The following is a 13971-nucleotide window of genomic DNA, read 5'->3' on the forward strand; positions in this document are numbered from 1 at the left end:
TTGTTTTGATACTGATTAAACAACCGACATAAACAGATATGGAAAATTATGCCATTGTAATATTTATTTTAGCGGTAATGATTGGCCTCTCATCCATTGCCGATCGCATTAAAATCCCCTATCCTATTTTATTGATTGTTGCCGGTATTGCCGTTGGTTTTATACCCTCTTTACCGCCTATTGATATTAATCCTGAAATTATTTTTCTGATTTTTTTACCTCCATTGCTTTACGATGCTGCTTTTAACATTTCGTTTAAGGAATTTAAAACGAATATCAATACCATATTTGCGCTGGCCATAACACTGGTATTTATAACCGCTATTGGCATTGCTGTGGTTGCACATTACATGATCCCTGGGATGAGCTGGCCGATATCTTTTGTATTGGGTGCTATTTTATCGGCTACAGATGCTGTTGCGGCCATGAGTATCACCAAGGGCTTAGGTTTATCGCACAAAACGAATACGATACTGGAAGGCGAAAGTTTGGTAAATGATGCTTCTGCATTGGTAGAATATCGTTTTGCTGTAGCTGCTGTAACCGGCACCGCTTTCGTTTTCTGGAAAGCATCGCTTGAATTTGCCATTTTAATGGTTGGAGGCTTTTTAGTGGGTGTAGTAATGGCAAGAATACTGGCTTTTATTATTGAAAGAATACATGATAACCGACTGGCAACCATTAGCTTTTTATTGTTAATGCCTTTTGTAACCTATTTAATTGCAGAAGAAATACATGTTTCCGGAGTAATTGCCGTGGTGATGCTGGGTTTGGGCATATCGAGATTCAGTAATATGGTATTTCCTGAAGCGCTTAAAAACCAATCGAAAAATATATGGGACATCATTATCTTTTTATTGAACGGACTCATTTTTATCTTAATCGGATTGCAGTTTCCTTATGTATATAAAAACATAAACAGTGGAGATATATTACCTTATATCGGCTATTCGCTGGTAATTACTGTTGTGGCTTTACTACTGAGAATGGCCCGTGTTTTTCTGCAAAGGTTTAATCTGCAAAAAGCTTTTCAGAAAGGGAAACACCGGATTACCGAAGATGCATTATTGGATTTTAAAAATAGTTTAATCATCAGCTGGTCGGGTATGCGCGGAATAGTATCATTAGCCATTGCAATTGGATTACCTGCAACATTAGCTGATGGAAGTGCTTTTCCGCAACGTAATGCCATTATATTTATATCGGTGGTGGTGGTACTTTTTACACTAATCGGGCAAGGACTTACTTTACCCTGGTTGGTTAAAAAGCTGGCTACTGATGAGGAAAAGTAATTGCTGTTAACAATCTAAAGTAACTGGCAAGTTCAAATTTCACTGTAAAGCTATTTCAGCATCTTACGGAAAGATCATAAATAAAAAGGGATAAAATCTTCTGATTTTATCCCTTTTCTAAATATTAAACAATTGTTTACCAGTACACACTGTAAAGTGCAACCAATAAGCCAACAATCAATAGTGCACCTACTGCAAAGCTGGTTGATGTTTTGAACATTTTGGCATCAATTGCAAGTCCTTTTTCCTCTGCTTTAGCTTTATTACTGGCCATACTGATGATGAACATACCTGCAATACAGAAAATAAATACGAAGCCCATACGATCTAAAAATGGAATTTCGTATACGCCAGCTGCATTTTTAACAGAGAAACCTGATTTCGACAACCAAGAAAGATCGGCCATGTTAGGGAGGAATTTAAGGAAAATAGATAAGCCGAAACCACCGATGGTTGCAAACAATGCAGCACCTGATGTTGCTCTTTTCCAGAAGAAACCTAAAATAAACATGGCAAAAATACCAGGCGATACAAAACCTGTATATTCCTGAATGTATTGAAAACCACCTTTTTTATCAATCCCTAAAAATGGTGCAATGATTACACCAAGAAACATAGCCACAACAATAGAAATTTTTCCTGTTGTTACCAGGTTTTTTTCTGAAGCTTCTACATTTAAAACTTTTTTATAAATATCCAAAGTAAAAATGGTGGCAATACTATTTGCCTTACCAGCTAATGAAGCCACAACGGCAGCTGTTAATGCAGCGAACGAAAGTCCTTTTAATCCGGCAGGAAGCAAGTTTAACAATACCGGGTAAGCACGATCCGGATTTACAGAACCGCCCTGAATCATTTCGGATTGAAATGCACCATCTTTATATAAAACATATGCTGCAATACCTGGCAATACCACAATAATTGGCATTAACAGTTTTAAGAAAGCGGCAAAAAGAATACCACCCCGTGCAGTTTCCAAATTGGCACCTAAAGCACGTTGTGTGATGTACTGGTTACAGCCCCAATAATTCAGGTTTACAATCCACATACCGCCAACCAATACGCTTAATCCTGGTAAATCTATATAATTCTCATTATCAGGCTTTAAAATCATGTGAAAATGTTCTGATGCTTTAGAAGTCATTAAACTATAACCTTCAAAAATACCAGTTGTGCCATAATGGGTAGATACAAGATTTAAAGCCAGGTAAGTTGTTGCCAAGCCGCCTAAAATCAAGAAAAACACTTGTATTACATCTGTATAACCAATTACTTTCATCCCGCCAAGGGTAATGATAATGGCAAAAATTGCAATTGCATACATACAGAAGTTAAGGTCGAAACCAGAAATACTGCTTACTGCCAAGGCACCTAAATAAAGGATTGAGGTAAGGTTAACCACCACATACAGCAATAACCAGAACACAGCCATAATCATAGCCACGGTACCGTTATAACGCTGATGCAGAAACTGCGGCATGGTGGCAATTTTGTTTTTGAGGTATACAGGAATGAAAAATACCGCAACCACCACTAAGGTTAGTGCGCCCATCCATTCGTAAGTTGCAATGGCTAAACCCATTTTAAAGCCTGAACCGCTCATTCCGATAAACTGCTCTGCAGAGATATTTGATGCAATTAACGATGCACCAATGGCCCACCATGTTAAAGAACCTTCTGCAAGAAAATAATCTTTGGAACCTGTGGATTCTGATTTTTTCTTATTGTAAATGTAGAGCCCGTAAGCCGCTACAATAACGAAATAGACTGCAAATACAATGTAATCTTTCGTGTCTAATAAATTGTTTTTCATTGATTTATTTTGGTTAGTATACCTTGAGTTATTTTATATTTAATTGTATAAACTGGTTCCATTATCGGTTTGTACGGTATAAGCATCAAGCTTTAAACCAAACTGCAACAAATATTTAGCGGCTAGTTCTTCTGTAAGCTCGTCAATTTTTTCTTCTTTAACAATATTAATGGTACAACCACCAAAACCGCCACCCATCATCCTGGCACCCAACACATAATCGAGCGGTTTAACAGCCTCTACCAGAAAATCCAATTCTTTGCAGCTTACTTCATAATCTTTGCTTAAACCTTCATGTGTTTCAAACATCAGGTTACCCAAACCTTTTAAATTACCGTTTTCGAGCTGTTCTGCAGCGGTAAGCAAACGGCCGATTTCTTTAACCACGAAGCTGCATTTGGTATACACTTCTAAATCTTTTGGTTTTACAAGTGTTTCCAGCATGCTCAAATCAACATCCCTTAAGGTATTTACATTTGGGTATTGCTCCCTAACCCAGGCCACCCCCTGCTCGCATTGTGCTCTTCTTTTATTGTATGCAGAATCTGCAAGCGCATGTTTTACATTGGTATTTAAGAGCAGAAGCTTATATCCATCTAATTTTAGCGGAATGTAAATGTGTTTCATCGATCTGCAATCGAGCATAATCGCCTGATCTTTTTTACCAAATACAGATGCAAACTGATCCATAATGCCACAGTTTACGCCTGCAAAGGTTTGTTCTGCCTTTTGTGCAATTAAAGCAATGTCCATTTTCGGAACGTTAAGCGAAAAAAGCTGATCGAGTGCAAATCCTGTAGCACACTCTACAGCTGCAGATGAGGATAAACCTGCTCCCAGCGGCACATCTCCATCAATGTAATAGTTAAAGCCACCCAACTGGTAACCTCTTTCTTTTAATTGATCGGCAACCCCTAAGATATAATTGGCCCAGCTATTTTCGGATTTTTTCAGGTTTTTTACAGATGAAATATCAAATTCCTGGTAACTTTCTGAAAATAAATGGATTTCATCATCTTCTCTTTTAGATATGGCTACATAAATGGCTTTATCAATCGCAGCCGGCATCACAAACCCGCCATTGTAATCAGTATGCTCACCGATAATATTGATCCTTCCCGGCGAACGTACCAAAATCGGTTCGGCATTGAAAAGTTTTTTAAATGTACTTTTTAAATGTTGTGCATTCATTATTTAATAAATTTTAGTCTTCAGCCTTGCTGATTTTATAGTGGATTGTAGACATTTCTTTTAAACGGTTGGCGGCAAACTCGGGGGTGATATCACGCTGTGGATTAGCCAGCATCTCATAACCTACCATAAATTTTTTAACAGATGCCGAGCGTAATAATGGTGGATAAAAATGCATGTGCCAGTGCCATTCGGGGTAATAACCGTTATTTACAGGTGCCTGGTGCATACCTGCCGAGTAAGGGAAAGAGGTTTCGAAAAGGTTGTCGTATTTGGTTGTTAATATTTTAATTGCTTCGGCCAGTGATTTCTTTTCGTCAGCAGTGAAAAGCTTAATGCTGTTAACATGACGTTTACTGATAATCATGGTTTCGTATGGCCAAACTGCCCAAAAAGGCACCAATACAGCAAAATGATCATTTTCGAATATAATGCGCTCATTTTTCTTTTGTTCAAGCTTTAAATAGTCGGCAAGCAAACTCCTCCTATGGATGGCGTAATAAGTTTTCTGACGCTCAGTTTCTTTGGCAATTTCTAAAGGGATATCACTCTGCGACCAAATCTGGCCATGTGGATGAGGATTACTGCAACCCATTATTTCGCCTTTATTTTCAAAAATTTGAATGTATTTAATCCATTCATGTTCGGCCAGGCTATTAAATTCATTCTGCCAAACGTTTACCACGGCAGTTATCGCCTCTACACTCATTTCTGGGAGTGTTAAGTTATGCTTAGGGCTAAAGCTGATTACCCTGCAAAGGCCGCGCTGGTTAGTGGCTACCAACAAATCATCTTCGTTCATCCTGCCTTCGGGAGTATCTTCGAGCAGGGCAGCAAAATCATTGTTAAAAACAAAGCTTTCAGTATAATCAGGATTGCTATCGCCATCTGCCCTGCCATTGCCCGGGCATAAATAACATTTAGGATCATATTCTGGGCGGTTATTAGGCGTAATGTCTTCAACCTTACCCTGCCATGGTCTTTTAGTGCGGTGTGGAGATACTAATACCCTTTCGCCAGTTAATATATTTAACCTGGTATGCGGGTTACTATCGAGTTCGAATGTTTGGTTCATTTTATATTTTTCAATTGGTTAGAAAAAAGAAAGCCACTTAGCTTAACCCATCTAAGCCGCCAAATTATAAAATTAATATTAATTGTCAAAACGACAATTAATATTAATTTTTATATTCGTAAAAATTTGAACATATTAAGCCCTTTAAAACCTCTGACAAAAAATGATTGAATATTCCAGGCAGCCGCATTATCTTGTTGCTGTTGATTGTATTGTATTTGGATTTGATGGCGAACACCTTAAAATTCTGTTGGTTAAACGTGGTTTAGAGCCCGAAATAAACAAATGGAGTTTAATGGGCGGTTTTGTTGGTGCAGATGAAAGTCCGGATGATGCAGCGAACAGGGTACTCAAAAAAATGACTGGTTTAGAAGGCGTTTACTTAGAGCAGATGCAAATTTATGGCGAGCCCACCCGCGATCCTATAGAGCGCACACTTTCTGTAGGTTATTTTGCTTTAATCGACATCCATAAATATGAGGCGCAGTTAAATGATGATTATGAGGCAGAATGGTTTTTGATTAACGAACGGCCTAAACTCATATTCGACCATAACCAAATGGTTGCCGATGCGCGAACAAAACTCAGGTATAAGGCTGCGCTCCATCCTATTTTGTTCGAAATGCTGCCTAAAAAGTTTACCATTCCGCAATTGCACATTCTTTTTGAGGAGGTTAACGATACTAAAATAGATACGCGCAACTTCAGCCGTAAAATTACTTCAACGGGTTTATTGATTAAGTTGGCAGAAAAAGATAAAACAGGATCAAAAAAAGGTGCTTTTTATTTTAAACTGGATAAAAAGAAATATGCTGCTAATGCCCAGGCCTTTTTAAACTTAATGCCCAATTTAAAGAGTTAGCCACACGCTGTGTCTTCAGCGCTTCTGGTGCTATAATAGGTAAAACAAAACCACGGTTTCATTCCTTTGGTAGGATATACTTTAATATGGCCAACCACGAGAAAAGAACATTCCAGCCGATAGAAAACTATGGTGTTATCGGCAACCTGAAAACTGTTGCGTTAGTTTCGCTACAAGGCTCAATAGATTTTTTGTGCGCACCCAGGTTCGATTCGCCCACTGTTTTTGCCACCATGCTGGATTCGAAAAAAGGTGGTTATTTTTCTGTGGAGCCACAATTGGAAAATTACACCAGCAAACAGCTTTACCTGCCCGGGACAGCGGTTTTATTAACGCGCTTTTTTGCTGAGCAAGGCATTGCCGAACTTACCGATTACATGCCACTTTCGAAAGAAACTGATTTTCCAAGTGCAATAGTGCGCCAAATAAAATCAGTTAGGGGCGATATTACTTTTAAAGTATTTTGTGTGCCGAGTTTTGGTTATACCGAAAGTGAGCACAGTACAAAGCATGAAAACAATGAACTCGTATTTTTCTCTGAAGCAGAAAAACTGACCATCAAATTGAAAGCGGATGTGCCTTTACACATCAAAAAAGGAAGTGGTTATGCTGAATTTACCCTTCAGGAATCGAAAACGGTTCATATTGTTATGGAAATTATTGAGGCGGAAAAGGCAGACGCTCAATTAAACCATTATACTGAGCACGGTTACCGCAAGACAATTGATTACTGGAGAAGCTGGATTAATCAAACTACTTATAAAGGCCGATACGATGAAATTATCAGAAGATCGGCTATAACATTGAAATTATTAACTTCTGCTGAATTTGGATCTGTAGTGGCTGCACCAACTTTCGGGCTACCGGAAACCATTGGCGGCAACCGCAACTGGGACTACCGTTTTACATGGATCAGGGACGCTGCGTTTACCATGTATGCGTTTTTAAGGCTTGGCTTTTTTGATGAGGCTACCGCCTTTATGGAATGGATATTTAATTTATGCCACAAGATAGATTTACAATTGGTATATCAAATTGATGGCAATCCAAAAATTAAGGAAGTTGAGCTGGACCAACTTGAAGGTTACCAGAATTCTAAACCAGTACGCATTGGCAATGAAGCTGCTCAACAGTTGCAGATAGACATTTATGGCGAATTGATTGATACGGTTTATATTTATAACAAATCGCACAAACCGATTACTTACGAATTTTGGACATTGATAGAAAAGCAGGTCGAATGTGTAATTAAACAGTGGAAAAAGCCCGATCATGGTATCTGGGAAATCAGGAACGATAAAAAAGAATTTTTACATACGCGTTTAATGTGCTGGGTGGCCATGGATAGGGCTATAAAAATTGCAGAAAACCGATCATTCCCCTACCCTGAAAATGAATGGCACAGCATCCGCAGCGAAATTTACAAAGATATTTACCACAATTTCTGGAATGAAAAACTCGGTGCCTGGGTACAATATAAAGGCGCAGAACATGTTGATGCAAGCGCATTACTGATGCCTTTGACACATTTTATATCTCCCCTTGAACCACGGTGGCTTTCGACCATGAAAAAGATTGATGAAGAACTGGTGCTTGATGTTCTGGTTTACCGCTATATAAACGGAATGACTAAAATTGATGGCTTGGAAGGCGAAGAAGGCACTTTTAACATGTGTTCGTTTTGGTTTATTGAGGCATTGGCCAAAAGTGGAGAACTGGAACGTGCAGTAGAAAATTTCGAAAAGATGATCAGTTATTCCAACCATCTTTTATTGTTTAGTGAAGAACTTGGCCGAAAAGGTGAACACCTGGGTAATTTTCCGCAGGCTTTTACGCACCTGGCATTAATCAGTGCTGCCGTTGAACTAAATAAACAGCTTAATCGTGAAACCAGTTAAGTTTATTTACTGCTCTTCGTAATGGTAGGTTAAACCACCATCAACAAAATAGGTAGATCCAGTTACGTAGGCAGCATCATCAGAAGCGAGAAAAGCCACTACACCGGCTACATCTTCTACTTTTCCCATTCTTCTTAATGGAATATTTTGAAGCACTTTTTTCAATTGCGCTTTGTCTTCGAGTAAATCCTGGTTAATTGGTGTTGATACCGCGCCAGGTGCTACATTATTAATCCTAATGTTAAAAGGAGCTAATTCTGTGGCCAAATTTCTGGTTAGCATTCTTAAACCGCCTTTACTGGCACAATAGGCTGCAAAATGTGGAAATACAATCTCTTCATGAACGGAACTCATGTTAATTACCGCTCCTTCCACTTTATTTTTTCTACAATAATTTACAAACGACTGGATTCCGAAGAAAACCCCTTTTAAATTGGTGTCCATTACCAGGTCATAATCTTCTTCTGTTACTTCCCAAAAGTTTGCATTTTTTTCTACCCCGGCATTATTTACCAAAATATCTAAACGGCTAAATGTATCAACAGCGTCGGTAACGAGTTTAATGGCTTCTTTTGCTTTACTTAAATCGGCTACCAAAAAAGCGGCCTTTCTTCCCATCCCTTCAATTTCAGCAATAAGTTTTTCTCCTCTTTCATCAAATTTATGGCCGTTTAAAATAATATCACAGCCATCTTTAGCCAATCTTAAGGCACATGCTGCACCAATGCCCTGGCTACTTCCAGTAATTAAAGCTACTTTGTTTTCAAATCGGTTCATATCAGAATATTATAATAGATAAAGTAAATTTCGAGGAATATGTTTGAAGAAAATTATATTAAAAAAAGTTCTGATTAAAAATAAACTGAGTGAAAACAATGCAAAAAACAGACTTCATTTTTAAAGGATAAAATGTAAAAATATAAGTTCTGCAAAAAAAGATCGTTATAGCTGTAATCATTTATTAGTATGTTTGGGCAACAAACGCACAATAAACTTAAATTAATTTTAAAACATGAACATTACCAAAAACCTTTTATTTACCACGCTTATTGCATTGTTTACACTCACCATGTATTCTTGTAAAACAAAAAAACTGGCAGCAAAACCGGCTACGCCTGTTGCAAAACCAGCACCACCGGTTGAAGAGAAAAAACCAGCTCCGGCTCCTGAAAAAGAAGAAGCTCCGGCTCCTGAGGAAAAACCAAACTTTAATTTAGATAATATTCAGTTCGAATTTAATTCGTTTGTACTTAAAACTTCTTCATTCGCTATATTAGATAAGGCCGTTGCTGAAATGAAAAAATCGCCAACCACCAAATTTATTCTTAATGGGCACTCCTCTGCTGAAGGTACGCCTGATCACAATATGCAACTTTCTATAGACCGTGCAAATGCAGTAAAATCGTATTTTATTAATGCAGGTTTAAATGGCAGCAATTTTACTGTTGTTGGGCATGGAGAAAAAGAACCAATCAGCTCAAACGACAGTGAGGAAGGCCGAATGGTGAACAGAAGAACAGAAATTAAAGTTCAGAAGTAATTTTATTTAGACCTCGCAGGTTTTAAAAACCTGCGAGGTCTTTAAGTTATAAGCCTTTACACTACGCTCAGGGTAATAGACTACAGTAGAATAATCGGTATTGCGAAATACGAAACATCTAAGCACGTTTGAGTAGTAATCGTTGTAAGATTGCTTCGTCGGCTGAAAAAGCCTTCTCGCAATGACGATACAAGTATTAGAAGGAATTTTATTTAGACCTCGCAGGTTTTAAAAACCTGCGAGGTCTTTAAGTTATAAGCCCTTCGACTACATTTAGGGTAAAAGATGAGTAGATGGATCGGTATTGCGAAATACGAAACATCTTAAAGCTTGATGAGTAGCGATCGTTATAAGATTGCTTCGTCGGCTGAAAAAGCCTTCTCGCAATGACGATACAAGTATTAGAAGTAATTTTATTTAGACCTCGCAGGTTTTTAAAACCTGCGAGGTCTTTAAGTTATAAGCCCTTCCTCTACGCTCAGGGTAATAGACTACAGTAGAATAATCGGTATTGCGAAATACGAAACATCTAAGCACGTTTGAGTAGCAATCGTTGTAAGATTGCTTCGTCGGCTGAAAAAGCCTTCTCGCAATGACGACATCAATATTAGAAGTAATTTTATTTAGACCTCGCAGGTTTTAAAAACCTGCGAGGTCTTTAAGTTATAAGCCTTTACACTACGCGCAGGGTAATAGACTACAGTAGAATAATCGGTATTGCGAAATACGAAACATCTAAGCACGTTTGAGTAGCAATCGTTGTAAGATTACTTCGTCGGCTGAAAAAGCCTTACAGCAATGACGATACAAATATTAGAAGTAATTTTATTTAGACCTCGCAGGTTTTAAAAACCTGCGAGGTCTTTAAGTTATAAGCCCTTCCATTACGTTCAGGGTAACGTATTAAACAATATTTATTTTTGGTATACCCTAACGTAATCTATCTCCATACGATTGGGAAATTTGGTATCGTTCAAGGGGCCACCGTTCATACCACCCATTGCCAAATCAAATAATATATAATGGGGTTGTTTAAAGGGATGAAAATCTGATCCGTCGTCGTTTTTTAGGTCGCTTAACAAAGTTTTGTTCAAAAGCATTCCATCTACAAAAAGGCTGATTGCTTCACTATCCCAATCCATACGCCATGTATGAAATGCTGAAGCCCATTTTTTACCACCGAGTTCGCTAACTGGCTTGGTATTGCTATACCATTTTGCTTTCTTATTGGCACCCAAGCTTGCAATATTGGCCAGTAATTTACCTTTGTAATATTCCATAATATCAATTTCTCCATTGGCAGGCCAGTGGCCTTTCACACCCAGCGTCCAAAATGCCGGCCAAAGGCCATCAGAAATATCAATCTTCCCCCTCATTTCGAACCGGCCATATTGCCAGCTTTGCAAACCTTTGGTAATGATACAGGCAGAAGTATACTGGATGTTTTTCAGTTTTTTACGCCAATCGTTACTTCCTTCAACATACAAGGGATTAGGTTTTTCTTCTTTTCGGGCTTCGATAATCAGTTTACCATCTTTGCAAAAAGCATTTTCTGGTTGATACCATTGTAACTCCTCGTTGCGCACAAAACCTTTCTCATAATCCCAATTGGCAGGGTTGGGTTTTCCATCTTTTTCAAACTCATCACTCCAAACGAGTTTGTAACCTTCGGTGAAGTAGGCATTAGAAAAATTTTGAGCTTTTTTTAGCGCACAGGATTGGATTAGTAGAATAATACATATAAAGGGAAATCGAAATTTGCGTTGCATATCATTTTTTTTGATTTGCTAATTTAAAGTTAATCTTAAATAAAATATTCTCTGGGATTCATTGTGAATATCCCAGAGAATTGGCAATGGATTATAAGGTAGGTTAAAGAGATTTTAATGTAACTTCTTTCACAATCCAAAATTGATTTCCTGTAGTCATGGTAGCCAGAAAACCCAGCGAAACCGTTGTTGATTGTGCTAATGTAAATTGAAACTTATTATTGGCAAAATTGGTATATCCCAGTGAAGTAGCAATATCGGCAACATCCGGTAAAGTATTGCCGGCCGCAGCTACAATATAAACGGGATCAAGTGCTTCATTTTTAGCCATGGTAATTTCGAAACTGTAACTCCCTGCAGGTAACGTAAAGGTTTGAAAAATTTTACCATTGGTAATTTTAGCGGTTCCATCCCATCCCATTTCCATGGCCAAACAGCCTCCAGAATCAGCACACCAACCGCCTAAACCACCATGATTTTTAATGTTCGGTGTAACTATCCAATCGGCAATATTTCGCCACCTGCCACCACTTGCAGCAGCCAAAAAGGGATTGCCTTTATTTTTAAAGTAGGTTGCGGTAATGTCCGCACCTACCCTTTGGGTTTGGAAAGCTGTAGAAAAAGTATCAATCGAAACTGTGTCTGGTAAAAACAGCGTCCGGTATCTCAAATTTGTTCCCGGTTTAATATCGGCAATGGCTGTTGTAGTTTCGTCAATCTTGGTTCTGATTTTTTTCAGCACGTTATTCAGATTGGTATATTCTACCTCTGTGGCAAATACGCCTGTTAGCCGATCCATCCCTTGCCATGAAATTTTAGTTGCGCCACTCGCATCGGTAAATGCAGATTCTATTGGCCGATTAAATAACGAAGCCTGATACCTGGCCCCGTAAGATCTTCCTGTTTTATATACAGGAATTGATTTATTGCCAATGCCATCGTAAGTATAAATTTCAAAATTTTGAACACCTTCTTTTACATTTTCAACAAAATATTTCAAGGTATCTATTGCATACTTCTTTTTAACTGGGATAATGACAGAATCGGCCCTGTTATTCCAGAAAATTTTACACTGCGTTACTTTAGGATCGGATAAAAACAAGCCGCGGATATATACACGGTTACTACCAGACATTATTTTAACGGAATCTAGTTTACCAGTGTAAGAAATTTCACCTTGCTCAGTAAACTTTTTGTAATCATCAGATTTTGTACAGGAAAAATAGACCCCTGCCAAAATTACCATAAAAGCCAGTTTTATGGATTGTAAATTTATTGTTCGATTGTTCATCTTAAAATTCTTTTAAATAATTGCCCTTATCTTGGATCTCCGTAAAGCTGAACTTCTGATATACTCATAAAAGAAGTACCTTGCCAATTGTTGATGGATTTAATCCTGATATACCTAACTTTTTTAAGGCCAACAGCAAAATTGTAACTGATACCTGCATTGGCAAATGCATAATCTTCGCTGGTTTGCACACCATAAGCACTTTTAGAGGGTTTTTGTGAAGTATATTTACCCAACAATACCCAGTTATTGTAACTCCCATCAGCAGGAGGATTATCAGTTCCCCAGATTTCAAAATCCTTTAAATTGCCACCATAATAGTACGTACGCCCAGCATTTAGGTATTCAGGATAATTCCATACCACAATGCGGCTTAAGGTTGCAGTTTTACCAAGATCGAAAGTTACCCACTGTGGCGTTAATACAGTTGTTTTGGTTAAACATACACTAGGCCAGTCGATAATGTTACCATCCCACATTTTTGATACTCCGGTATTTGAATATTCTTGTGGTGTATCGCTCGGTAGAATAACTTCTTTATAGGTAGATTTAGATAACACGGTTTCATAAAGGGGCTTTAAGGTTGTAAAAAGGGTATCACTGTAATTTAACCAGCGATCTCTAATGGTAATGGCAAATTTCTGACTTAGGGTATCCAACCCTCTGATAGATTGATCGATATCGATAGCTGCCGTATAGATATTTTTTGATGTTGGCACGTACTTTCCTTTTGAGAAAACCAGTACTTCGATTGCCAGATCTGCCTTTGAGGGGTTACTGCCTTTAAAGTTTAGGCCACCAAAATCTGCTACAGCCTTAAGGCTCCTGTAAACACCCCATATCGGATTTTCTAGTGGCTTAACTTTAACAATAATTGGCTCTGAAGCAGTTTCACTTCTGTTTACACTATAAACTTTCACTTCATGCTCTTTGGTATCACCAAAACCTTCTACCAGAAGTGTATTGCCATAATAAGAAGTTTTTACTTCCATTTCCTGGCCATTTGCCAGGTAATATACAGCCTTAACATATAACAAGTCTTTATCACTAGGCAAACTAAACGTTATGGATGCATTACCTGGTCCATTTGTAACCGATACATTTGAAATTTTTCCGGGAGGCGTTGTATTGTTTTCTAATGGTGAAAGTACATCTTCCTTGCAGCTCGAAAACGCTACTGTTAAACCAAACAGCAATACCATCAGGCTTTTATTGATCTTTTTCATTTTGAATATTTTTA

11 protein-coding genes are annotated in these 13971 nt (G+C 38.1%); 4 read left to right on the plus strand and 7 right to left on the minus strand.

All coding sequences use genetic code 11. The annotated features are described in order from the left end of the window. Positions 1 to 38 precede the first annotated feature (38 nt). Positions 39 to 1292 carry a Na+/H+ antiporter gene (locus ASE74_RS05630; RefSeq protein WP_055905451.1) on the plus strand — a complete coding sequence of 418 codons (1254 nt, stop codon included), beginning with the start codon at positions 39 to 41 and terminating at the stop codon, positions 1290 to 1292. 136 nt (positions 1293 to 1428) lie between these two features. On the opposite strand, the gene ASE74_RS05635 is transcribed toward ASE74_RS05630, so the two are convergent. From ASE74_RS05635 to ASE74_RS05645, 3 genes are read right to left on the minus strand one after another with little or no spacing between them, the layout of a single operon-like run. After that, positions 1429 to 3105 carry a sodium/sugar symporter gene (locus ASE74_RS05635; protein WP_055905454.1) on the minus strand — a complete coding sequence of 559 codons (1677 nt, stop codon included), beginning with the start codon at positions 3103 to 3105 and terminating at the stop codon, positions 1429 to 1431. A 39-nt stretch (positions 3106 to 3144) separates the two neighbouring features. After that, positions 3145 to 4296, minus strand: coding sequence for a galactokinase (locus tag ASE74_RS05640; RefSeq protein WP_055905456.1), 1152 nt, complete (start codon positions 4294 to 4296; stop codon positions 3145 to 3147). Positions 4297 to 4309: 13 nt separating this feature from the next. Further along, on the minus strand, positions 4310 to 5371 hold the full coding sequence (locus ASE74_RS05645) for a UDP-glucose--hexose-1-phosphate uridylyltransferase (RefSeq protein WP_082458659.1): 1062 nt from the start codon (positions 5369 to 5371) through the stop codon (positions 4310 to 4312). A 163-nt stretch (positions 5372 to 5534) separates the two neighbouring features. On the opposite strand from ASE74_RS05645, the gene ASE74_RS05650 reads away from it, so the two are divergent. Beyond that, positions 5535 to 6233: an NUDIX domain-containing protein gene (locus ASE74_RS05650; RefSeq protein WP_055905458.1), complete on the plus strand. Its 699-nt coding sequence runs from the start codon at positions 5535 to 5537 to the stop codon at positions 6231 to 6233. An 86-nt stretch (positions 6234 to 6319) separates the two neighbouring features. Further along, positions 6320 to 8131, plus strand: a complete 1812-nt coding sequence (locus ASE74_RS05655) for a glycoside hydrolase family 15 protein (RefSeq protein ID WP_055905460.1) — start codon at positions 6320 to 6322, stop codon at positions 8129 to 8131. 6 nt (positions 8132 to 8137) lie between these two features. On the opposite strand, the gene ASE74_RS05660 is transcribed toward ASE74_RS05655, so the two are convergent. After that, positions 8138 to 8908, minus strand: a complete 771-nt coding sequence (locus ASE74_RS05660) for an SDR family NAD(P)-dependent oxidoreductase (RefSeq protein ID WP_055905463.1) — start codon at positions 8906 to 8908, stop codon at positions 8138 to 8140. A gap of 235 nt (positions 8909 to 9143) precedes the next feature. Here ASE74_RS05660 and ASE74_RS05665 point away from each other — a divergent pair, with 235 nt between their 5' ends. Continuing rightward, positions 9144 to 9671: an OmpA family protein gene (locus ASE74_RS05665; protein WP_055905466.1), complete on the plus strand. Its 528-nt coding sequence runs from the start codon at positions 9144 to 9146 to the stop codon at positions 9669 to 9671. A 914-nt stretch (positions 9672 to 10585) separates the two neighbouring features. Here ASE74_RS05665 and ASE74_RS05670 read toward each other — a convergent pair. The 3 genes from ASE74_RS05670 to ASE74_RS05680 all read right to left on the minus strand — a co-directional run bounded on the left by ASE74_RS05670 (position 10586) and on the right by ASE74_RS05680 (position 13957). Next, complete coding sequence (locus tag ASE74_RS05670) at positions 10586 to 11440, minus strand: family 16 glycosylhydrolase (RefSeq protein ID WP_055905469.1); 855 nt, start codon at positions 11438 to 11440, stop codon at positions 10586 to 10588. Between the two features lie 103 nt (positions 11441 to 11543). After that, positions 11544 to 12731 (minus strand): DUF4998 domain-containing protein, encoded by a 1188-nt coding sequence (locus ASE74_RS05675; protein ID WP_082458660.1) that lies wholly within the window; start codon positions 12729 to 12731, stop codon positions 11544 to 11546. 26 nt (positions 12732 to 12757) lie between these two features. Next, entirely contained in the window at positions 12758 to 13957 is a 1200-nt protein-coding gene (locus tag ASE74_RS05680) for a DUF5000 domain-containing lipoprotein (RefSeq protein WP_055905475.1), read from the minus strand. Between the last annotated feature and the right edge of the window lie 14 nt (positions 13958 to 13971).

Origin of the sequence: Pedobacter sp. Leaf216 (assembly GCF_001421515.1) — a bacterium.
Classification (GTDB): Bacteria; Bacteroidota; Bacteroidia; order Sphingobacteriales; family Sphingobacteriaceae; genus Pedobacter.

Bases quoted from the DNA above. Each gene is read 5' to 3' on its own strand.
- ASE74_RS05630 (WP_055905451.1), top strand. From the start codon at position 39: ATGGAAAATTATGCCATTGTAATATTTATTTTAGCGGTAATGATTGGC.
- ASE74_RS05635 (WP_055905454.1), bottom strand. From the start codon at position 3,105: ATGAAAAACAATTTATTAGACACGAAAGATTACATTGTATTTGCAGTC.
- ASE74_RS05640 (WP_055905456.1), bottom strand. From the start codon at position 4,296: ATGAATGCACAACATTTAAAAAGTACATTTAAAAAACTTTTCAATGCC.
- ASE74_RS05645 (WP_082458659.1), bottom strand. From the start codon at position 5,371: ATGAACCAAACATTCGAACTCGATAGTAACCCGCATACCAGGTTAAAT.
- ASE74_RS05650 (WP_055905458.1), top strand. From the start codon at position 5,535: ATGATTGAATATTCCAGGCAGCCGCATTATCTTGTTGCTGTTGATTGT.
- ASE74_RS05655 (WP_055905460.1), top strand. From the start codon at position 6,320: ATGGCCAACCACGAGAAAAGAACATTCCAGCCGATAGAAAACTATGGT.
- ASE74_RS05660 (WP_055905463.1), bottom strand. From the start codon at position 8,908: ATGAACCGATTTGAAAACAAAGTAGCTTTAATTACTGGAAGTAGCCAG.
- ASE74_RS05665 (WP_055905466.1), top strand. From the start codon at position 9,144: ATGAACATTACCAAAAACCTTTTATTTACCACGCTTATTGCATTGTTT.
- ASE74_RS05670 (WP_055905469.1), bottom strand. From the start codon at position 11,440: ATGCAACGCAAATTTCGATTTCCCTTTATATGTATTATTCTACTAATC.
- ASE74_RS05675 (WP_082458660.1), bottom strand. From the start codon at position 12,731: ATGAACAATCGAACAATAAATTTACAATCCATAAAACTGGCTTTTATG.
- ASE74_RS05680 (WP_055905475.1), bottom strand. From the start codon at position 13,957: ATGAAAAAGATCAATAAAAGCCTGATGGTATTGCTGTTTGGTTTAACA.